We start from the raw sequence: 19,851 nt of genomic DNA on the forward strand, positions 1-19,851 counted from the left end.
ACACCGCGGTTGTCGTCACGACGCTCGAAAGAACGGCCGCCACGGTCATCGCGGTTGAAGCCGCCACCACGGTTGTCATCGCGACGGAAGCCACCACGGTCGTTGTCACGACGCTCGTAGTTGCCCCGCTCGTCGCGGCGCTGACGCGGCTCGTAGGCGGGACGCTCGTCCGCCTCGACCACGACGGCCTCGGCGACCGGTGCCTCGACGACGGCCTGCTCGGCGGCCTCGGCGGCGGCCGCGACGGCCACCTCCGGGTCCTCGCCGCGCTCACGGGCGGCACGGGCGACCAGACGGTCGGCCTCACCGCGCAGCTCGGCGGCACGGCGCTGAGCGCGCTCCAGCTCCTTGGTGAGCTGGGTGACCTCACGCTCGGCCTGCTGGGCGGCGTCGCCCGCGGACTGGGCCTGGACCTCGGTCATCGACCGGGCACCGGTGATCTCGGCGACCTCGGGCTCGAAGGCCGTACCCGAGTTGATGATGTGACGCGCGGCGTCGACGCCCGCGTCCTCCATCAGCCGGAAGATCTGGCGGCGCTGGTGCGGAAGCGACAGCGACACGACGGTGCCGGAGCGGCCCGCGCGAGCGGTACGGCCGGAGCGGTGCAGGTAGTCCTTGTGGTCACCGGCCGGGTCCACGTTCAGGACCAGGTCGATGCCGTCGACGTGGATACCGCGGGCGGCGACGTCGGTGGCGACGAGCGCGTTGACGTAGCCGTCCTTGAAGTCCGCGAGCGTCCGGGTACGGGCGCCCTGCGTCATGCCGCCGTGCAGCGCGTCGGCCTTCACACCGGCGTCACGCAGCTGCTCGGCGATGCGGTCGGCGCCCAGCTGGGTGCGGACGAAGATGATCGTGCGGCCCTTGCGGGAGGCGATCGCGGCGGTGACCGGCGCCTTGTCCTTGGGCTTCACGATGAGGATGTGGTGCGACATCGTCGTGACGTTGCCCTGGGCGCTGTCGACCTCGTGCGTGACGGGGTTCGTCAGGTAGCGCTTGACCAGCGTGGAGATCTCGTTCTCCATCGTGGCGGAGAACAGCATGCGCTGGCCGCCGGCCGGGATCTGGTCGAGCAGCTCGGTGACCTCGGGCAGGAAGCCCAGGTCCGACATCTGGTCGGCCTCGTCGAGGACGGCGATCTGGGTGTTCTCCAGCGAGCAGGCGCCGCGGTTGATGATGTCGCGCAGACGGCCCGGGGTGGCGACGAGGACGTCGACGCCGCGCTCCAGGGCGTAGATCTGGTTGCCCATCGACGTACCGCCGCAGACGACCTTCATCTTGAGGCCGAGGACGTCGCCGTAGGGCTGGAGAGCGTCGGCGACCTGCATGGCCAGCTCACGGGTCGGCGTGAGGATGACGGCGCGCGGCTTCTTCTTCTCGGTGTGACCGCCGGCGAGCTGCGCCAGGGTCGGCAGACCGAAGGAGAGGGTCTTGCCGGAGCCGGTGCGGCCACGGCCGAGGATGTCCTTGCCGGCCAGGGCGTCCGGGATGGTCGCGGCCTGGATCGGGAAGGGGCTGGTCACGCCGTTCTGCGCGAGCTTGCGGACGACGCCCTCGGGCAGACCGAGGTCGGCGAAGGTCATCTCGGGGGCGGACTCGGTCTCCGCGGCTTCGACGACCTCTACGATCTCGACGGCCTCTACGGTCTCGAGGGCCTCGACCGCGTCGTTGTTCTCGTCGTTCTCGGGCACGACGAAGTGATCAGTACTGGAAACAGACATGCGAAATGCGAACCTTCCGGAGTTCCTCGGCACGCGCCCAAACTCCGTGAAGTCGCAAACGACCGCCTCTATGCGGTCCGGCCACGGCAAGGGAGAGTACGCGCCACGCGGCGCTCTCTGCGGCGGCGCCGGGCAAATGGGATCAAACGATCTACTACCATACGCACCCTTCCCCCATGAAGGCAAACTGAGCCTCATACGACCAGGTGAGGGTGCATTCCTAGCCACCTGCTCGCACCACCAAAGCTACCGCGCCCGCGCCGACCGCGCTGTTGAACGGGCCACATTCACCGCTCCGGGGCCCGTGAACCCCGCCACACCGGCCGCGCACGCCACCGCGACCGCGGCTCCACGAGCTCGACGGGCTCCTCGGGCTCCGGAGGCTCTGGGGGGCCACCGGATCGGGAGACCCGGAGCCGCTACACGGGGGAGCCCGCCTCGGGCGCCGGTTCCCGCTGGATCAGCTGTGTCACCGGCTGCTCGTGCGCCGACGACGACGGCTCCGCGGGTCCGGGGTCGGGCGGCGCGGGCGTCGACGAGGCCGGCGGGGGCTCGGGCGTCGGCTCGGCCGTCGTCCGCGTGGGAGTCGGCTCACCGCCCGGGGGCGCGGAGTCCTCGGACGGGCCTCCGGCCCTGTCCGTCGTCCCGGCGGAGGGCTTCGCGCCCGGCGAGGCGGACGCCGACGGGTCGTCGGACGCGGACTCCCCCGGCTTCGCCGAGGCCTTGCCGTGCTTGCCGCCCTTACCGCTCTTCCCGCCGTACGACCCGATCCCGCCGCCGCCCGCCGCGGCCCCGCCGCCCGGCACCCCGTCGACGCGTCTGCCCGCCGAGTGCGAGGGCTCCGGCCGCCCCGCGTCGGCGCCGACGCTCATGCAGCCCGCGGTGGCGGCCACGGCCAGGACAGCGGCGGCCAGACGGGCGGGTACGTACAGGGCGCGCACGGGCGGCCACCTCCGAACGGGGCGTCCCCCGCTCGGAGGAAGCCGGGAGCGTGGGGAGAAACGGGAGTTCCCCCTGTCCAACTCCCGCCGCACGCGGGAGGACACGCGCCCCCCGGGCCCAACCGGACCCGGGGGGCGTGCGCGGCCCGCTCGCCCGCGCGGCGAGGCGCGGTCCGTACGGCGCGGGGGATCAGTCGATCGCCAGCGGGGCCTGCGGGGCGAGCGCCGCCGCGATCCGCCGGGCGACCACCTCGGCCATGTTGCCGTCGGGCGTGTCCTTGGTCTTGGTGGCGTTGACCGCGATGGCGAGACGGTCGGACGGGAGATACGCCTGGATCGCCGCGTAGCCCGAGAACGACGGGTTCTGAAGGACCCAGCCGTTGATCACGATGACGCCGAGCCCGAAGTGCTTGGCCTCGGTCTGCGGCAGACAGACCGTCGCGGGACACCGGGCGGTCGGGTGGCCGAGGCCGACCGTCCCCGGGTTGATCAGGGTGCGGTAGGAGCGGCGCGAGATGAGCCGGCCGCTGCCGATGCCTCGCGCCGAACGGGCCAGGTCACAGATCTGCGTGGTGATCACGGCGCCGGGCGCGGTGGTCCACGACGGGTTCCAGAAGGTGGACTCCTCGTACAGGCCGCGCTCGGAGGTGAAGGCGTGCAGGACCGGGCGCGGGATGTCGGGGGTGAAGCTGTTCCGGGTCGCGTCGAGTCCCAGCGGACCCGTGACCCGCTGCCGCAGGAGCCTGTCGATCCGGGTGCCGGTGATCTTCTCGAGCGCCTGGATCAGCAGCAGGTAATTGGCGTGCGAATAGCTCCAGTTGGTGCCCGGCTTGTACCAGAACGAATGGCTGTAGGGGTACGCGAGCAGCTGCTTCGGGGTCCACGCGCGGAACGGGTGCGCCTCCAGCTCGGCGAGGAAGGCCGGGTCGGTGACGTAGTCGTGCAGCCCGGTCGTGTTGGTGGCCAGCATGCGCAGGGTGATCTGGTTCGCCTTGGGCAGCGTCGGCAGCCAGCGCTCGACGGTGTCGTCCAGGTGGACCTTGCCCTCCTGGACCAGTTGCAGCAGAGCCGTACCGACGTAGGAGAAGGCCACCGAACCGGCGCGGAAGCGCATGTCCGGCCGGGCCGGGACACCGGTCATGGATGCGCCGAGCGCGTCGGTGAGGATCTCGCGCCCGCCCCGGGTGACCTTCAGCTCCACCGAGTTCAGATGCAGGTCGGCCTTGGCCTTCCGGGTGATGGCGAGAACCTCGGCGGCCTCACCGCCGAGCGGTCTCGCGGTTCTCACGCAGTCGCTTCTTCGATCGCTTCCGGGCCCCTGGGCGAACGCCGGCACGGCGGCGGTCTGGACCGTGACGGCGAGTAGAGCGGCGCACAGGAGGGCCTTGCGGGCTCGGGCACGGGCGCCCGGACGGGCCGGGGAGGGGGTGCGTGTCATGCCCGCACTATCACCGGGCGGCCAGGGACGCTTCGCCTGAACACTCCGAAACCCGTACGAGACACCCCATGTGGGGCAGGCATCCGGATTCCCCGCGGCGTTCCGGCCCTTCCAGGCCCCTTTCGTCCGCCGCCATCGGCGCACCATCACCGACAATGGCGGGGTGCTGGAGATGACGCGCGAAACCTTCGAAGAGCTCGTGAGCCAGGCGCTCGACCGGATCCCGCCCGAGCTGACCCGGGTCATGGACAACGTCGCCGTGTTCGTCGAGGACGAGCCTCCGGCGGACGACCCCGACCTGCTGGGTCTCTACGAGGGCACCCCGCTCACCGACCGCGGCGAGTGGTACGCCGGCGTGCTCCCCGACCGCATCTCGATCTACATGGGCCCCACCCTGCGTCGGAGCGAGACCACGGACGAGGTCGTCCACGAGGTCGCCGTGACCGTGATCCACGAGATCGCCCACCACTTCGGCATCGACGACGACCGGCTCCACGAACTGGGCTGGGGCTGACCGCACCGCGGACCGCACCACCGAACGCGCCGCCCGACCGCGCCGCGGACCACCCGGCCGACCGGCCCGCCGCCGGACACGGGCACGGGTGCGGACGCGGACGCGGGTGACGGAACGTCGCATACCCACCCCACCCCTTGGGCAGACGCGACAAATGGTCCGCGTCCCCGTTGCCGCAACCGCCACCGTCCGCCGTACGGCCGAGCGCGCCGGACGGGCGCTGCACGCGCTCGCCCGCCGCCGCCCCGGCCGCCGCAAGAGCCCGGCGCTCGAACTCGCCGCCCGGCAGAACCCGTACGCCCGTGCCCTCGGGCTCGTGTGCGTGGTGCTGCTCGGCGCCTGGCTGGGACTGCTGGCCGTGGGCGACGTCCGCGTGCCGGTCGGCCCCATGAACACCACCATGACCCTGCGCCCCTCCCTCACCGGCGGCACGAAGATCAATATCTCCCCGCTCGGCGCGCTGGAACTGCGCAGCCACGAGGCCCCGCTGCGCCTGGACGTGGACGTGGACCGGCTCGACCCGGAGCGCTCGCAGGCCCTCGTGGAACACCCGGAACGCCTCGCCGGACTCCAGGACGAGGTCGTGCGGGACGTCGAGCACGGCACCCTCGACCTGGCCGTCCGCTCCTGCATAGCCGTGGTCGCCGGCGCCTCCGCCCTCGGCCTCGCGGTCTACCGCCGCCCGCGCCGCGCCCTCGCCGCCGGCGGCCTCGCCCTCTGCCTGCTGGCCGCCTCGGGAGCGACCGCCTTCGCCACCTGGAACCCCAAGTCGGTCCTGGAGCCGAAGTACTCCGGGCTCCTCGCCTCCGCACCGTCCCTGGTCGGCGACGCCCGCAGCATCGTCAGTGAATTCGACGTCTACCAGAAGGAGTTGGCACGCCTGGTGACGAACGTGACGAAGCTGTACGACGTCACGTCCACCCTCCCGGGCTACGAGCCCGACCCGACCACGATCCGGGTGCTCCACGTCTCCGACATCCATCTGAACCCGGCGAGCTGGAAGATCATCGCCTCCCTCGTGAAGCAGTACGCCATCGACGTCATCGTCGATTCAGGCGACACGATGGACCATGGCTCGGCGGCCGAGAACGGCTTCCTCGACCCGATCCCGAACCTGGGCGCCCCCTACGTCTGGGTGCGCGGCAACCACGACTCGCGCGAGACCCAGCGCTACCTGGGACACCTGAAGAACGTGCGCGTCCTCGACGACGGCCGGGCGGTAACGGTCGCGGGCCTGCGGTTCGCGGGCATCGGCGACCCCCAGTTCACGCCCGACAGGGCGGGCGTGCCGGGCGGCGACGCGGCGGAGGACCTCGCGGGCGCCCGTCTGGCCTCGGCCCTGCGCGAGCAGCGCGCCGCGGGCACCGCGGTCGACATCGCGATCGCCCACGAACCGGTCGCCGCCCGCGGGACGGACGGCGCGGTCCCCCTGGTGCTGGCCGGACATCTGCATCACGAGGAGATGGAGGTCATGAAGCACGGCACCCGGCTGCGCGTCGAGGGCTCGACGGGCGGCAGCGGACTGCGGGCCGTCGAGCACCAGTACCCCGCCCCGATCGAGGCCTCCGTCCTGTACATGGACCGGGACACCCACCGGCTCCAGGCCTGGGACGAGATCAGGCTCGGCGGTCTGGGCCTCGCGACGGCCGAGGTCAGCCGTCATCTCCCCGACGAGAACCGGCCCTGAGCCGTCCCCCGGTATCTGGTTTGGTCCGCGTCCGGGCCACGTAGTACAGTCTGTTCGTGCCCAAGGGCGCCGGTCAGGGCCTGACCGTCCCGAGCTTCCGTCGAAGCGAAGGAGAAGTGGAACCCTTCGGGGGAAAGCGGCGTCACATGCTTCTCACGTCCCTTCGGGAACGCGAAGACGAAGCAGAGCGTTACTGGCTCGCCCTCATCGTCTAGCGGCCTAGGACGCCGCCCTTTCAAGGCGGTAGCACGGGTTCGAATCCCGTTGGGGGTACGCAACACCGTGTGGGACACTGGTTACACGTCGCACGCAACAGCTTGGTCCTGTGGAGCAGTTTGGAGTGCTCGCCACCCTGTCAAGGTGGAGGCCGCGGGTTCAAATCCCGTCAGGACCGCTGAGATTTCCTCGGAAATCTCGTGGCTGGGTAGCTCAGTTGGTACGAGCGATCGCCTGAAAAGCGATAGGTCGCCGGTTCGACCCCGGCCCCAGCCACAAGAACGAAACCCTCTCCGGGTCGACCGGAGGGGGTTTCGTCGTTTCCGGACACGGGACGAATCCGCTCACGGGACGGGACCCGCGTACGGGACGGAAGTGGCCGGAGAGGACCGGCCTGGCTTGGCACCGCGCCCGCTCGGCGCTAGCTTCTCTGGCTGATCGATCAGGTTCCTTCGGGGGGATGACATGAGCCGGGACGAGACCGAGGCGCTGCGGGACACCGAGCTGGAGAAGGTCAGGGCGAGGTACGGGCTGCTCGCGGTCGTCCTGAGCAATCTCGCCATCGTCGGCGTCGCGGCCTTCGGGGTGTGGCGGCTCGACGGCGACAAGGCCGTGATCGTCGGCGTGCTCACCGCCGCGTTCACCGCGGTCAGCAGCATGACCACGGCCTATCTGGGCATCAAGGCCGTCTCCAACACCGCCCGGGCCATCGCCCTGGGGTCGGCTCCGCGGCGGGAACGGACGCCCGCCACCGGCACCGCTGCCTCCGGGCCCACCCCCGCTCCCGCGCCCGCGCCCGGGGCCTCAGGGATCACGGCCGACCCGCCCGCGCCGCCCGCGCAGCGCGCTCCCTGACCCCGGCGCGGGTGCCGTGGCAAAAGCGTTCGCCACGGATTTCCCCGGGATGAGATCCTGGACCGCGTATGTCTACGCACCCCGCCCCCGCCCTCGGCGATCTCGCCGCCCGCCTGACCGAGCTGCCCCTGCGCGACGCGCACCGGCTCGGGCGCAGGCTCGAAGGCGCGCGCAAGATCCGTAAGCCCGAGGCCCGCTCCGCCGTCTTCGCCGAGATCGAGGCGGAGGTGGCCAGGGGCGAGGCCCGGACGGCCGAGCGCCGCGCCCGCGTTCCCGACGTCACGTATCCCGAGCAGCTGCCGGTCAGCCAGAAGAAGGACGAGATCGCGGAGGCCATCCGTGATCACCAGGTGGTGATCGTCGCCGGGGAGACCGGCTCCGGCAAGACCACCCAGATCCCGAAGATCTGCATCGAGCTGGGCCGTGGCGTGCGCGGCATGATCGGGCACACCCAGCCCCGCCGTATCGCCGCCCGTACGGTCGCGGAGCGGATCGCGGAGGAGCTGGACACGCCGCTCGGCGAGGCCGTCGGCTGGAAGGTCCGCTTCACCGACCAGGTGAACCCGGACGCCACCTTCGTCAAGCTCATGACGGACGGCATCCTGCTCGCCGAGATCCAGACGGACCGCGAGCTGCGCGCCTACGACACGATCATCATCGACGAGGCCCACGAGCGGTCCCTCAACATCGACTTCCTGCTCGGCTATCTCGCCCAGCTGCTGCCCAAGCGGCCTGACCTCAAGGTCGTCATCACCTCCGCGACCATCGACCCCGAGCGCTTCTCCCGGCACTTCGGCGACGCCCCGATCGTCGAGGTCAGCGGGCGGACGTATCCGGTCGAGGTGCGCTACCGCCCGCTCCTGGAGGAGGACTCCGAGGACGCGGACCGCGACCAGATCACCGCGATCTGCGACGCCGTCGAGGAGCTCCAGGCCGAGGGCAAAGGCGACATCCTCGTCTTCCTCTCCGGTGAGCGCGAGATCCGCGACACGGCCGACGCCATCACCAAGAAGAACTACCGCTTCACCGAAGTGCTGCCGCTGTACGCGCGGCTCTCGCACGCCGAGCAGCACCGCGTCTTCCAGCAGCACACCGGGCGCAGGATCGTTCTGGCGACCAACGTGGCCGAGACCTCCCTGACCGTCCCGGGCATCAAGTACGTGATCGACCCGGGCACCGCGCGCATCTCCCGCTACAGCCACCGCACCAAGGTGCAGCGGCTGCCCATCGAGCCCGTGTCGCAGGCCAGCGCCAACCAGCGCAAGGGCCGTTGCGGCCGTACGTCCGACGGCATCTGCGTCCGGCTGTACTCGGAGGACGACTTCCTCGCCCGGCCGGAGTTCACCGACGCCGAGATCCTGCGCACGAACCTCGCCTCCGTCATCCTCCAGATGACCGCGGCCGGCCTCGGCGACATCGAGAAGTTCCCCTTCATCGACCCGCCGGACCACCGCAACATCCGCGACGGCGTCCAGCTCCTCCAGGAGCTGAACGCGCTGGACCCGACGGAGAAGGACGTACGCAAGCGGCTCACCGAGACCGGCCGCAAGCTCGCCCAGCTCCCCGTCGACCCCCGGCTCGCCCGGATGGTCCTGGAGGCCGACAAGAACGGCTGCGCGCGCGAGGTCATGGTGATCGCGGCCGCGCTCTCCATCCAGGACCCGCGCGAGCGGCCGTCCGAGAAGCAGGCGCAGGCCGACCAGCAGCACGCCCGCTTCAAGGACGAGACCTCCGACTTCCTCGCCTTCCTCAACCTGTGGCGCTACATCCGTGAGCAGCAGCGGGAGCGGGGCTCGTCCGCGTTCCGCCGGATGTGCAAGCAGGAGTACCTGAACTTCCTGCGCATCCGGGAGTGGCAGGACATCTACAGCCAGCTGCGGACCGTCGCCAAGCAGATGGGCATCCACCTGAACGAGGAGGACGCTCCCGAGCAGAGCGTCCACGTGTCCCTGCTCGCCGGTCTGCTCTCGCACATCGGCATGAAGGACGTGAAGGAGACCGGCGGCGAGAGCGGGCGGAGCACGGGCAAGAACGAGTATCTGGGCGCGCGCAACGCCAAGTTCGCGATCTTCCCGGGTTCGGCGCTGTTCAAGAAGCCCCCGCGCTTCGTGATGTCGGCGGAGCTGGTGGAGACCTCGCGGCTGTGGGCGCGCGTGAACGCCCGCGTCGAGCCGGAGTGGGTGGAACCGCTGGCCGGCCATCTCCTCAAGCGGACGTACAGCGAACCGCACTGGGAGAAGGACCAGGCCGCCGTGATGGCGTACGAGAAGGTGACGCTGTACGGCGTGCCGATCGTCGCGCAGCGGAAGGTGAACTACGGGCGGATCGACCCGGAGGCCAGCCGCGAGCTGTTCATCCGCAACGCGCTCGTCGAGGGCGACTGGCGTACGCACCACAAGTTCTTCGCCGACAACCGCAAGCTGCTCACCGAGGTCGAGGAGCTGGAGCACCGGGCCCGCCGCCGGGACATCCTGGTCGACGACGAGACCCTGTACGACTTCTACGACCAGCGGGTGCCCGAACACGTCGTGTCCGGGGCGCACTTCGACTCCTGGTGGAAGCACAAGCGGCACGAGGAGCCCGAACTCCTCGACTTCGAGCGCTCGATGCTCATCAACGAGCGGGCCGGGGACGTCTCGAAGGACGACTACCCCGACTCCTGGCTCCAGGGGCGGCTGAAGTTCCGGGTGACCTACCAGTTCGAGCCGGGCGCGGACGCGGACGGCGTGACCGTCCACGTCCCGCTCCAGGTCCTGAACCAGGTCACGGACGACGGCTTCGACTGGCAGATCCCCGGGCTGCGGGAGGAAGTGGTGACGGAGCTGATCCGTTCGCTCCCGAAGCCGATCCGGCGGAACTACGTGCCGGCCCCGAACTTCGCCCAGAAGTTCCTGGAGCGGGCCGTGCCGCTCCAGGAGCCGCTGACGCTGACCATGGCGCGCGAGCTCAAGCGGATGGTCGGCGTGCCACTGACGGCCGACGACTTCGACTGGTCCCGGCTCCCCGACCATCTGAAGGTCACGTTCCGGATCGTCGACGAGCGGCGCCGCAAGCTCGCCGAGGACAAGGACCTCGAAGTCCTCAAGCTCCGGCTGAAGCCGAAGGCGCGCCAGGCGATCTCGCAGGCCGCCGCGGCGACGGCGGAGCGCGAGGGCGGCGAGTCCCTGGAACGCTCGGGGCTGACGGACTGGACGATCGGCTCGCTGAGGCGGGTCTTCGAGACGCGCAGGGCCGGCCAGCCGGTGAAGGCGTATCCGGCCCTGGTGGACGACGGCGCGGCGGCGAACACCGTCTCGGTGCGGCTCTTCGACACGGAGGCCGAGCAGGCCGAGGCCATGTGGAAGGGCACGCGCCGGCTGATCCTGCGCAACATCCCGGTGAATCCGGGCAAGTTCGCCTCGGACAAGCTCACCAACGCCCAGAAGCTCGCCCTGTCGGCGAACCCGCACGGCTCGGTGCAGGCGCTCTTCGACGACTGCGCGATGGCCGCGGCCGACAAGCTGATCGCGGACTTCGGCGGCCCGGCGTGGGACGAGGAGTCCTACCGGAAGCTGTACGACAAGGTGCGCGCGGAGATCGTCGACACGACCGTGCGCACGGTCGGGCAGGTGGAGCAGGTGCTCGCCGCCTGGCAGGCCTGTGAGCGCCGTCTGAAGGGCGTCAGGAGCCCTGTCCTGCTCGCGAACCTGGCGGACGTACGAGGGCAGCTGGACGCGCTCGTGAGGCCCGGTTTCGTGACGGCGACGGGACTGCGGCGACTGCCGGACCTGATGCGCTATCTGGTCGCCGCGGACCGGCGGCTCCAGCAGATGCCGACCGGCGCCCAGCGGGACACCAGCCGTATGGAGAAGGTCCACGAGATGCAGGACGAGTACGCCTGGCTCCTGGAGCAGCTGCCCCAGGGCCGGCCCGTGCCCTCGTCGGTCCTGGACATCCGCTGGATGATCGAGGAGCTGCGGGTCAGCTATTTCGCCCACGCCTTGGGCACGGCGTACCCGGTCTCCGACAAGCGGATCGTAAAGGCGATCGACGCCGCCGCGCCGTAACGGCATTCGCACGAGCGGTGAGTTCGACCCCGGGGTCTGACCTCATGTACAGTCTGTTTCGCAGCACGGCGCAAGAACAAGTCGCTGCGAATCAAGGTCCTGTGGAGCAGTTTGGAGTGCTCGCCACCCTGTCAAGGTGGAGGCCGCGGGTTCAAATCCCGTCAGGACCGCACGAAGGAAGGCCCGGAGCGAAAGCTCCGGGCCTTTCCGTCTGTCCGACCGCTCTTACCCGGGGCCCGCCCCTGCGGCCCGGTGCGCGACCGCGCCGGCCCGCCCACCGGCCGCGTTCGCGTGCGCGCACCGGTCCGCGTAGGGTCGCGGGCCGCCATGAGGCCTGCGGAGGCGCGCCCGCGGCGCGTTCACGTCCCTTGACGGCGTCACATTCCGCCGGTACCCCGGAATCCAGGGCCCTCGCCCTGCCGGCCCTCTGGAGGTGCGCATGGCGGTGTCCGCCCGGCACGAGACCCGGGCTCTGCTCCGAGCCCATCTGGCGGCCGCCTCCGGGTACCGCCATCTGACGCGGAACTGCCCGGTCTGCCATCAGCTCGCCCGACTGGCCATGGCCGTGGAAGCGCTCCCGGACGACGAGCAGGACCTGGAGACCACCCCGGAGGACGAAAGCCCCTCGACGGCGTGACCGGGGCTTCCTCGCGCGGCCCCCGCCCGGCGCGCCCCCCGCGTGACGTGCGCTCTTCGAGCCCAACTCCCTTAGCGCAGAAGGCTCTCGGCGGACAAGGACTGTGGCATGTGACGGGAGTCACCGCATATGTTTTCAGAAGTGTGGAACTTACCCCCCTCCTACAACCAGTCAATTTAATATGTGCAATTGCACCGCTCGTCGAGGACATCCACAGCCGATCCGACACCCGCCCCCAGACTCCGACAAGGCCGCTCACAGGCCGGGCGCGGAGACCCGTGGAACGCACAAAAAAAATCGCGCTGGACCCGGCGGAGTCCAGCGCGATCTACGACGCACCCTGTTCAACTGACGAAAACGCTTGGGCGTGAGCTCTGTTGGGGCAGAACCCGCGTCGCGTGGAGCTGTGGTGTGGACGCCTCGACGGGTTGGGGGATCCGTCGGCTTGTCCGGTTATGCGGTGACTCAGGCTTCGCTGCGCTGCTGCGGGATACCCGCGAGCAGTGCGCGGACCTCAGCCTCGCGGTAACGACGGTGTCCACCGAGCGTGCGGATGGACGTGAGCTTGCCGGCCTTCGCCCACCGCGTGACCGTCTTGGGGTCGACGCGGAACATCGTGGCGACCTCAGCGGGGGTCAGCAGCGGCTCGGCATCAGGGGTGCGAGCGGTCATGAGCGGCCTCCTCGGGAGAACCGAACCTTCTCGGTTCTTTCCTCTAAATTCTGCACCTTGACCCGCGTTGCCCGAAATGGCGGACGCGAGTCGAGTCGGTTATAGGACGAACGGCTTGTCCTCGGCACTACAACTACACCATCCGTCCAGCCGCGTCGGCCAAACCGATGGAATTGCCCTCCCAGGTGTTCATCAGCGACGGAAGCCGATGGACCATGCCATAGCGGACAGTCACGCCGCTGTGACGATCAGTCACAGGGCGATCAGGAGTCACCAGACGTCCTAAAAGCGTGCAATGCCGAGATTCCCCCCCAAAAGCGGGCGGAGGGAGCCCTCCCCCGGGCTCCTTGTCCTATTTTGACACGAGGAGGGGGAAGCGATGCAAGAGCCGGGTAAGTGCCGTCCGTCACGCTTGACACCCATTGACGCAAACGCCCGGATCGGGCTCTACGTCCTGGACGTGAGGGTTCTTCAGTGTGTGAGGACCATACGCGAGTTCGACCCCAAACCTGTGAGAGCCAGATCACAACCGGACGCAGTGATTTCAGTTCGCCGAACGCCGGTCCCTGACCGACCGCCAGCGCTCCACCAGCCGGCCGTACGCCTCGCCCGCCGCCGCCCCGTCCCCGGTCCGCAGCGCCTCGATGCCCTCGGCCACGTCCGCGGCGGAGTGGTCGCCCTCCAGATCGCCGGCCGGCAGCGTGTGCACGAGCCCGCCGTAGTCCAGCTCGACCAGCGAGCGCGGATGGAACTCCTCGAGCCAGCGCCCCACGTCCACCAGGCCCTCGATGAGCGGCCCTTCGTCCAGCGCCTCCCTGAGCGTGCGCAGCGCCCGGGCCGTGCGCCGCCGCGCCTGCACCATCGGCGTGCGGTAGCGCAGCAGCGGCGCCGCCCCGGCCGGGCCCGTCCCCTTCTCGTACTCCCGCTCCTCGTCGGTGACGAGCACGAACCAGTTCAGCGGCACCTGCCAGGTGGAGGTACGGATCCACGGACGGGCGTCGGGGTTGCGCTCCAGCCAGCGCTCGTAGTCCAGGGCCGCCTGACGGCGCACCAGCGGCGGCAGCACGGCGTCCAGGACGGACGCGGGCAGTTCCTCGCCCAGCTCGTCCAGGGCCTGCCAGCCGCGCAGCCGGGTGCGCCAGGGACAGACGCACACCACCCCGTCCACCTCGGCGACGAACGCGTCGCCGCTCTCGTGCACCGGCACGGGGACCGGAGGGGTGGGCAGCAGATCGGCCAGCGAGCGGCGTAGTTCGTCCTGGTACGAGGGGCGCTCGGTACGCCGGGCGTAGCGCGTCCAGTGGGCGCGCTCGGACTCGGGGAACGCGGCCAGTGGCTCGTACACGCGTAGATACGACGTGTACGGGACGATCACCGCGGACACCTTGGGCACGCCTGCTCCCTCCCCCGTCGACCACCGGGAAAACCAGCGAGAACCACTCAGAACCTGAACAGAAATCTATGCAAATCGAACCACGGCCGTACCCCGCCCGTGGGTGATCCTGAACACTGCGCCGAGGGCGGGTCGGCACAGGCTCTAGTCTCATTCCCACGGAGCCCGCCATCCGCACGGGCGCCGCACCCAACCGCCGCTTTTTACCTGGGAGTCACCACAGTGACCGACGTAACCGGCGCGCCTGCTGATGTACTGCACACCCTGTTCCACTCGGATCAGGGCGGTCATGAGCAAGTCGTGCTCTGCCAGGACCGCGCCAGCGGCCTGAAGGCCGTCATCGCCATCCACTCCACCGCCCTGGGCCCCGCCCTCGGCGGCACGCGCTTCTACCCGTACGCGAGCGAGCAGGAGGCCGTCGCCGACGCCCTCAACCTCGCGCGCGGGATGTCGTACAAGAACGCCCTGGCCGGGCTCGACCACGGTGGCGGCAAGGCCGTCATCATCGGCGACCCGGAGCAGATCAAGTCCGAGGAGCTGCTGCTCGCCTACGGCCGGTTCGTCGCCTCGCTCGGCGGCCGGTACGTCACCGCGTGCGACGTCGGCACCTATGTCGCCGACATGGACGTCGTGGCGCGCGAGTGCCGGTGGACGACCGGACGCTCCCCCGAGAACGGCGGAGCGGGCGACTCCTCGGTGCTGACCGCCTTCGGTGTCTTCCAGGGCATGCGGGCCTCCGCGCAGCACCTGTGGGGCGACCCGACGCTGCGCGGCCGCAAGGTCGGCGTCGCCGGTGTCGGCAAGGTGGGCCACCACCTGGTCGACCACCTGCGCGCGGACGGCGCCGAGGTCGTGATCACGGACGTGCGGGCCGAGTCCGTGCGGCGGATCCTGGACCGGCACCCCTCCGGTGTCACGGCCGTCGCGGACACCGAGACGCTCATCCGTACGGAGGGCCTCGACATCTACGCGCCCTGCGCGCTGGGCGGGGCGCTCGACGACGACACCGTGCCGGTGCTCACGGCCCGGATCGTGTGCGGCGCGGCCAACAACCAGCTGGCGCACCCGGGCGTGGAGAAGGACCTCGCGGACCGCGGGATCCTGTACGCCCCGGACTACGTCGTGAACGCGGGCGGTGTCATCCAGGTCGCCGACGAGCTCCACGGCTTCGACTTCGACCGGTGCAAGGCGAAGGCCACGAAGATCTTCGACACCACGCTGGCCATATTCGCACGTGCGAAGCAGGACGGGATTCCGCCGGCCGCGGCGGCCGACCGGATCGCCGAGCAGCGCATGGCGGAGGCACGCGGCCACTGACCCCTCACGGGGCCATAGGCGCTTGTCAGGGACCCGCCGATGGTCGGCTGGGAGAGAACTCTCACGTCTGTCGGCGGGTCGTAGCCCAAGAAGAGGTTAAAATCGCGGTTGACCAGCGAGGACAGGGCACCTCGCCGGGGCTGGGCGAAGGCGCGTGCTGCGGGCGACGTACCGTATGGGCGCGGGCTCAGGTACCGTGGAAGCCCTACGGACCGGTCTCTCCACGGAGAGTCCGTTCCAGATCATGAACGCGTGTCAAGACTCTGGGGCCGTCGAGCCCCGTATCCGAGGGGGTCGAGCCATGGGGCGCGGCCGGGCAAAGGCCAAGCAGACGAAGGTCGCCCGCCAGCTGAAGTACAGCAGCGGCGGGACTGACCTCTCGCGTCTGGCCAATGAGCTGGGCGCTTCGACTTCGAGCCAGCCGCCGAATGGCGAGCCGTTCGAGGACGACGACGAGGAAGACGACCCGTACGCACAGTACGCGGATCTCTACAACGATGACGACGAGGACGAGGACGACCAGTCCGGTCCCCAGTCGCAACGTCGCGGCGCTTGACGCAACAGCGTCCCTCGCAGTTTCCGCGATCTCTTCATCCGGCGGATCTCCAGGCCGGGATTTCTCGTAGATCCCGCCCGGCGGATTTCTCGTAGCGACTGCACTTCACCCGGTCCGGGGCCTCAACGCCGGACCGGGTTTCGTGCTGCCCCGGGGGCTTCGGCCGACGTGACCGCCGGCCGAAGCCTCCGTTCCCGGCTTCAGCTCGCGTAGTCACCGACGAGCTCGGCGCCCGTCGTGCGGTCCCCGCGCTCGGTGATCTCACCGGCGACCCAGGCGTCCACCCCGCGGTCCGCGAGGACGGCCAGGGCCACCTCAGCGGACTCCTCGGGCACGATCGCCATCATGCCGACGCCCATGTTCAGCGTCTTCTCCAGCTCCAGGCGCTCGACGCCTCCGGTCCTGCCGACCAGGTCGAAGACCGGTGCCGGGGTCCAGGTCTCACGGTCGACCACGGCGTGCAGCCCGTCCGGGATCACCCGGGCCAGGTTGGCCGCCAGACCGCCGCCGGTGATGTGGCTGAAGGCGTGCACCTGGGTGCTCTTCGTCAGCGTCAGACAGTCCAGCGAGTAGATCTTGGTGGGCTCCAGGAGCTCCTCGCCGAGCGTGCGGCCGAACTCCTCGACGTGCTGGTCCAGGCGCAGGTTCGCCCGGTCGAAGAGGACGTGCCGGACGAGCGAGTACCCGTTCGAGTGAAGACCGGAGGCCGCCATGGCGATCACCGCGTCACCCGTACGGATGCGATCCGGGCCGAGCAGCTGGTCGGCCTCGACCACGCCCGTACCGGCGCCCGCCACGTCGAAGTCGTCCGGACCGAGCAGACCGGGGTGTTCGGCCGTCTCGCCGCCCACCAGGGCGCAGCCCGCGAGGACGCAGCCCTCCGCGATGCCCTTCACGATGGCCGCGACCCGCTCCGGGTGGACCTTGCCCACGCAGATGTAGTCGGTCATGAAGAGCGGCTCGGCGCCGCACACCACGATGTCGTCCATGACCATCGCGACGAGGTCGTGGCCGATGGTGTCGTACACGCCCAGCTGGCGGGCGATGTCGACCTTGGTGCCCACACCGTCGGTGGCGGAGGCGAGCAGCGGACGCTCGAAGCGCTTGAGGGCGGAGGCGTCGAAGAGGCCGGCGAAACCGCCGAGGCCGCCGAGGACCTCGGGGCGCTGCGTCTTCTTCACCCACTCCTTCATCAGCTCTACGGCGCGGTCGCCCGCCTCGATGTCGACGCCGGCAGCCGCGTAGGACGCGCCGGAAGCACTGCCCGTCGACGAAGTCGACCGATCAGGTACAGCAGACATTGCCTGGGATCTTTCGGTTGGTGAAACGGGGCTCTGCGGCGCTACGGGCGACGGATGGCGTCAGCCGCGGCCGTGGCTGCGGGACCCGCGGCCAGCTCGGTCTCCAGGAGCTGCTTGCCGAGCAGTTCGGGGTCGGGAAGCTCCATCGGGTACACGCCGTCGAAGCAGGCGCGGCACAGATTCGGCTTGTCGATCGTCGTGGCCTCGATCATCCCGTCCAGGGAGATGTACGAGAGCGAGTCGGCGCCGAGTGAGGTGCCGATCTCCTCGATGGTCATGCCGTTGGCGATCAGTTCGGCGCGGGTCGCGAAGTCGATGCCGAAGAAGCAGGGCCACTTCACGGGCGGGGAGGAGATCCGGATGTGGACCTCGGCCGCGCCGGCCTCGCGCAGCATCCGGACCAGGGCGCGCTGGGTGTTGCCGCGCACGATCGAGTCGTCGACGACGACCAGGCGCTTGCCCTTGATGACTTCCTTGAGCGGATTCAGCTTCAGGCGGATTCCGAGCTGGCGGATCGTCTGCGAGGGCTGGATGAAGGTCCGGCCGACGTAGGCGTTCTTGACCAGGCCGGCGCCGAACGGGATGCCGGAGGCCTCCGCGTAACCGATCGCGGCGGGCGTCCCGGACTCCGGGGTCGCTATCACCAGGTCGGCGTCGACCGGGGCTTCCTTGGCGAGTTTGCGGCCCATCTCGACACGCGAGAGGTACACGTTCCGGCCGGCGATGTCCGTGTCGGGACGGGCCAGGTACACGTACTCGAAGACACAGCCCTTGGGCTTCGCTTCCGCGAATCGCGAGGTCCGCAGACCGTTCTCGTCGATGGCGACGAACTCGCCCGGCTCGATCTCGCGCACATAGCTGGCGCCGCAGATGTCGAGGGCCGCGGACTCGGAGGCCACCACCCAGCCGCGCTCAAGGCGGCCGAGGACCAGCGGGCGGATGCCCTGCGGGTCACGGGCGGCGTAGAGGGTGTGCTCGTTCATGAACACGAGCGAGAAGGCGCCCTTGACCTGGGGCAGGATCTTGGCGGAAGCCTCTTCTATGGTCAGCGGCTTGCCGTCGTCGTCGACCTGGGCCGCGAGGAGCGCGGTGAGCAGGTCGGTGTCGTTGGTGGCCGCCACACGGGTGGTGCGGCCTTCCTGCTTGGGCAGCTCCGCGACCATCTCGGCGAGCTGCGCCGTGTTGACGAGGTTGCCGTTGTGGCCGAGCGCGATGGAGCCGTGCGCGGTGGCACGGAACGTCGGCTGGGCGTTTTCCCACACGGAGGCACCGGTGGTCGAGTAGCGGGCGTGACCGACCGCGATATGACCCTGGAGCGAACCGAGCGAGGTCTCGTCGAAGACCTGGGACACGAGGCCCATGTCCTTGAAGACGAGGATCTGGGAGCCGTTGCTGACCGCGATTCCCGCGGATTCCTGACCCCGATGCTGGAGGGCGTAGAGCCCGAAGTAAGTGAGCTTGGCGACCTCTTCGCCCGGAGCCCAGACACCGAAGACGCCACAAGCGTCCTGGGGGCCTTTCTCACCGGGGAGCAGATCATGATTGAGTCGACCGTCACCACGTGGCACGGCACCGAGTGTAGGCGAGATCGACCACTGGTCCGAATTGGGGATACGCGGCCCTCAGTGGATCATTCGTCGGCGACCGCGCTGACGACGGTGCCGTTCGTGCTGGTCAGCGCGATCCCGCGATGATCCAACCGATAAGCGATCTTGCTGTCGAACAGTCCGAGCAGCGCCTTCTCGGCCCTCATGAGTGAGTCTTGGCACATCATGCGGGTGGTCCTGGCCCGGCTGAGGGTGATATGTCCGTCGCTGACGGTGGCGGTACCTGACACATGGTTGCAGCCGAGCCGGCCGTCGAGGGTCCCGTCCTCGCGCAGGACGAAGTAGGCGTCCGCGCCCTTGGGGAGCGGCTGGGAGACGTTGGTGTCACCCAGTGCCGTGACCTTCCACTTCGTCCCCCGCAGGGGTGCGTCCTTCTCCTCGGAGAGACCGATCCGGTCGCCGTCGCCTGCGGTGAGCGTCAGCCGGCCGGCGGTGGCCTTCGCGGTCAGCGCGCCCTTGTCCGCGAGGGTCCGGCCCAGACCGCGCTCGAAGCTCGTCGGACCCTTCTCGCAGGCCATGTCCGTCGTGCGGAGCTCGCCGAACGCGACCCGGTCACCCGTGAAGGTGGCCCTCGAGCCGAACCCGTTGCAGCCGAGGTCGCCGCTGACGCGGCCGTCGTCGCCGATCCGCAGGTACGCCCCCGAGGGCGCCCGCGTGGTCGTGCCGCCCACGGTGAGGCTGTCGACCCTCCAGTGCACGCCGGTCAGCGGTGCCGGCTCCGTCCGGGTCGATCCGTTCCCCGCGGTCTGGGTGCCGCACGCGGCGGCGAGGGGCAGCAGGGTCAGGACTCCGATGGTCGTTCGCTGCTTGTCCATGCGGATGGGACGGGAGGGACGGTCGCCCGGTTCCCCGACAGGCCCTAGCTGTATTGACCCGCAGCGTTGTTCACACGGCTGATGGGTGGCTGGCCTCCGAGGGCGGTGTGGCAGCGATGGTAGTTGTAGCCGTGGAGG

The 19,851-nt window shown here is 69.8% G+C and carries 15 protein-coding genes and 4 tRNA genes; 11 read left to right on the plus strand and 8 right to left on the minus strand.

Annotation, left to right across the window (positions count from 1 at the left end):
- The 3 genes from ACZ4AA_RS37145 to ACZ4AA_RS37155 all read right to left on the minus strand — a co-directional run.
- The coding region (locus ACZ4AA_RS37145; protein WP_467612717.1) for a DEAD/DEAH box helicase at positions 1-1,718 on the minus strand (1,718 nt) is incomplete at its 3' end.
- 419 nt (positions 1,719-2,137) lie between these two features.
- Positions 2,138-2,659: a hypothetical protein gene (locus ACZ4AA_RS37150; protein WP_467612720.1), complete on the minus strand. Its 522-nt coding sequence runs from the start codon at positions 2,657-2,659 to the stop codon at positions 2,138-2,140.
- Between the two features lie 190 nt (positions 2,660-2,849).
- The gene (locus tag ACZ4AA_RS37155; protein WP_467612722.1) at positions 2,850-4,097 is read right to left on the minus strand and encodes a serine hydrolase domain-containing protein; all 1,248 of its coding nucleotides are present in this window, start codon (positions 4,095-4,097) and stop codon (positions 2,850-2,852) included.
- Between the two features lie 163 nt (positions 4,098-4,260).
- On the opposite strand from ACZ4AA_RS37155, the gene ACZ4AA_RS37160 reads away from it, so the two are divergent.
- The 9 genes from ACZ4AA_RS37160 (at position 4,261) to ACZ4AA_RS37200 (ending at position 12,052) form a co-directional block, all read left to right on the plus strand.
- Positions 4,261-4,611 (plus strand): metallopeptidase family protein, encoded by a 351-nt coding sequence (locus tag ACZ4AA_RS37160; protein ID WP_467612725.1) that lies wholly within the window; start codon positions 4,261-4,263, stop codon positions 4,609-4,611.
- 154 nt (positions 4,612-4,765) lie between these two features.
- Positions 4,766-6,298: a metallophosphoesterase family protein gene (locus ACZ4AA_RS37165; RefSeq protein ID WP_467612728.1), complete on the plus strand. Its 1,533-nt coding sequence runs from the start codon at positions 4,766-4,768 to the stop codon at positions 6,296-6,298.
- Between the two features lie 200 nt (positions 6,299-6,498).
- A tRNA-Glu gene (locus ACZ4AA_RS37170) sits at positions 6,499-6,571 on the plus strand.
- Positions 6,572-6,617: 46 nt separating this feature from the next.
- Positions 6,618-6,692: transfer RNA gene (locus ACZ4AA_RS37175), tRNA-Asp, on the plus strand.
- A gap of 24 nt (positions 6,693-6,716) precedes the next feature.
- Positions 6,717-6,790 (plus strand) — tRNA-Phe (locus ACZ4AA_RS37180).
- 189 nt (positions 6,791-6,979) lie between these two features.
- Positions 6,980-7,369: a hypothetical protein gene (locus tag ACZ4AA_RS37185; protein WP_467612731.1), complete on the plus strand. Its 390-nt coding sequence runs from the start codon at positions 6,980-6,982 to the stop codon at positions 7,367-7,369.
- A gap of 68 nt (positions 7,370-7,437) precedes the next feature.
- Entirely contained in the window at positions 7,438-11,415 is a 3,978-nt protein-coding gene (gene hrpA, locus ACZ4AA_RS37190) for an ATP-dependent RNA helicase HrpA (RefSeq protein WP_467612734.1), read from the plus strand.
- A gap of 95 nt (positions 11,416-11,510) precedes the next feature.
- Positions 11,511-11,585, plus strand: a tRNA-Asp gene (locus ACZ4AA_RS37195).
- A gap of 269 nt (positions 11,586-11,854) precedes the next feature.
- The gene (locus ACZ4AA_RS37200; RefSeq protein WP_467612737.1) at positions 11,855-12,052 is read left to right on the plus strand and encodes a DUF6274 family protein; all 198 of its coding nucleotides are present in this window, start codon (positions 11,855-11,857) and stop codon (positions 12,050-12,052) included.
- Positions 12,053-12,517: 465 nt separating this feature from the next.
- Here the strand turns inward: ACZ4AA_RS37200 and bldC are convergent, their stop codons facing one another.
- Together bldC and ACZ4AA_RS37210 are read right to left on the minus strand one after the other, a co-directional pair.
- Positions 12,518-12,724 (minus strand): developmental transcriptional regulator BldC, encoded by a 207-nt coding sequence (bldC, locus tag ACZ4AA_RS37205; RefSeq protein WP_003949541.1) that lies wholly within the window; start codon positions 12,722-12,724, stop codon positions 12,518-12,520.
- Positions 12,725-13,268: 544 nt separating this feature from the next.
- On the minus strand, positions 13,269-14,117 hold the full coding sequence (locus tag ACZ4AA_RS37210) for a DUF8083 family protein (protein ID WP_467612740.1): 849 nt from the start codon (positions 14,115-14,117) through the stop codon (positions 13,269-13,271).
- 222 nt (positions 14,118-14,339) lie between these two features.
- Here ACZ4AA_RS37210 and ACZ4AA_RS37215 point away from each other — a divergent pair, with 222 nt between their 5' ends.
- Both ACZ4AA_RS37215 and ACZ4AA_RS37220 read left to right on the plus strand, forming a co-directional pair.
- Positions 14,340-15,434 (plus strand): Leu/Phe/Val dehydrogenase, encoded by a 1,095-nt coding sequence (locus tag ACZ4AA_RS37215; RefSeq protein ID WP_467612743.1) that lies wholly within the window; start codon positions 14,340-14,342, stop codon positions 15,432-15,434.
- A 301-nt stretch (positions 15,435-15,735) separates the two neighbouring features.
- Positions 15,736-15,990 (plus strand): DUF3073 domain-containing protein, encoded by a 255-nt coding sequence (locus ACZ4AA_RS37220; protein WP_037615441.1) that lies wholly within the window; start codon positions 15,736-15,738, stop codon positions 15,988-15,990.
- A 200-nt stretch (positions 15,991-16,190) separates the two neighbouring features.
- Here ACZ4AA_RS37220 and purM read toward each other — a convergent pair whose 3' ends face one another.
- The 3 genes from purM to ACZ4AA_RS37235 all read right to left on the minus strand — a co-directional run bounded on the left by purM (position 16,191) and on the right by ACZ4AA_RS37235 (position 19,713).
- Positions 16,191-17,291, minus strand: a complete 1,101-nt coding sequence (gene purM / locus ACZ4AA_RS37225) for a phosphoribosylformylglycinamidine cyclo-ligase (protein WP_467612747.1) — start codon at positions 17,289-17,291, stop codon at positions 16,191-16,193.
- Between the two features lie 41 nt (positions 17,292-17,332).
- Positions 17,333-18,859 carry an amidophosphoribosyltransferase gene (gene purF / locus ACZ4AA_RS37230; RefSeq protein ID WP_467612750.1) on the minus strand — a complete coding sequence of 509 codons (1,527 nt, stop codon included), beginning with the start codon at positions 18,857-18,859 and terminating at the stop codon, positions 17,333-17,335.
- A 62-nt stretch (positions 18,860-18,921) separates the two neighbouring features.
- Entirely contained in the window at positions 18,922-19,713 is a 792-nt protein-coding gene (locus ACZ4AA_RS37235) for an META domain-containing protein (RefSeq protein ID WP_467612753.1), read from the minus strand.
- Positions 19,714-19,851: the final 138 nt, after the last annotated feature.

The organism is Streptomyces sp. NPDC024698 (assembly GCF_055559015.1).

What these genes read in the sequence shown, in the direction of transcription:
- ACZ4AA_RS37165 (WP_467612728.1), top strand. Translation starts at nt 4,766, where the DNA reads ATGGTCCGCGTCCCCGTTGCCGCAACCGCCACCGTCCGCCGTACGGCC.
- purM (WP_467612747.1), bottom strand. Translation starts at nt 17,291, where the DNA reads ATGTCTGCTGTACCTGATCGGTCGACTTCGTCGACGGGCAGTGCTTCC.
- bldC (WP_003949541.1), bottom strand. Translation starts at nt 12,724, where the DNA reads ATGACCGCTCGCACCCCTGATGCCGAGCCGCTGCTGACCCCCGCTGAG.
- ACZ4AA_RS37200 (WP_467612737.1), top strand. Translation starts at nt 11,855, where the DNA reads ATGGCGGTGTCCGCCCGGCACGAGACCCGGGCTCTGCTCCGAGCCCAT.
- hrpA (WP_467612734.1), top strand. Translation starts at nt 7,438, where the DNA reads ATGTCTACGCACCCCGCCCCCGCCCTCGGCGATCTCGCCGCCCGCCTG.
- ACZ4AA_RS37220 (WP_037615441.1), top strand. Translation starts at nt 15,736, where the DNA reads ATGGGGCGCGGCCGGGCAAAGGCCAAGCAGACGAAGGTCGCCCGCCAG.
- ACZ4AA_RS37155 (WP_467612722.1), bottom strand. Translation starts at nt 4,097, where the DNA reads ATGACACGCACCCCCTCCCCGGCCCGTCCGGGCGCCCGTGCCCGAGCC.
- ACZ4AA_RS37185 (WP_467612731.1), top strand. Translation starts at nt 6,980, where the DNA reads ATGAGCCGGGACGAGACCGAGGCGCTGCGGGACACCGAGCTGGAGAAG.
- ACZ4AA_RS37235 (WP_467612753.1), bottom strand. Translation starts at nt 19,713, where the DNA reads ATGGACAAGCAGCGAACGACCATCGGAGTCCTGACCCTGCTGCCCCTC.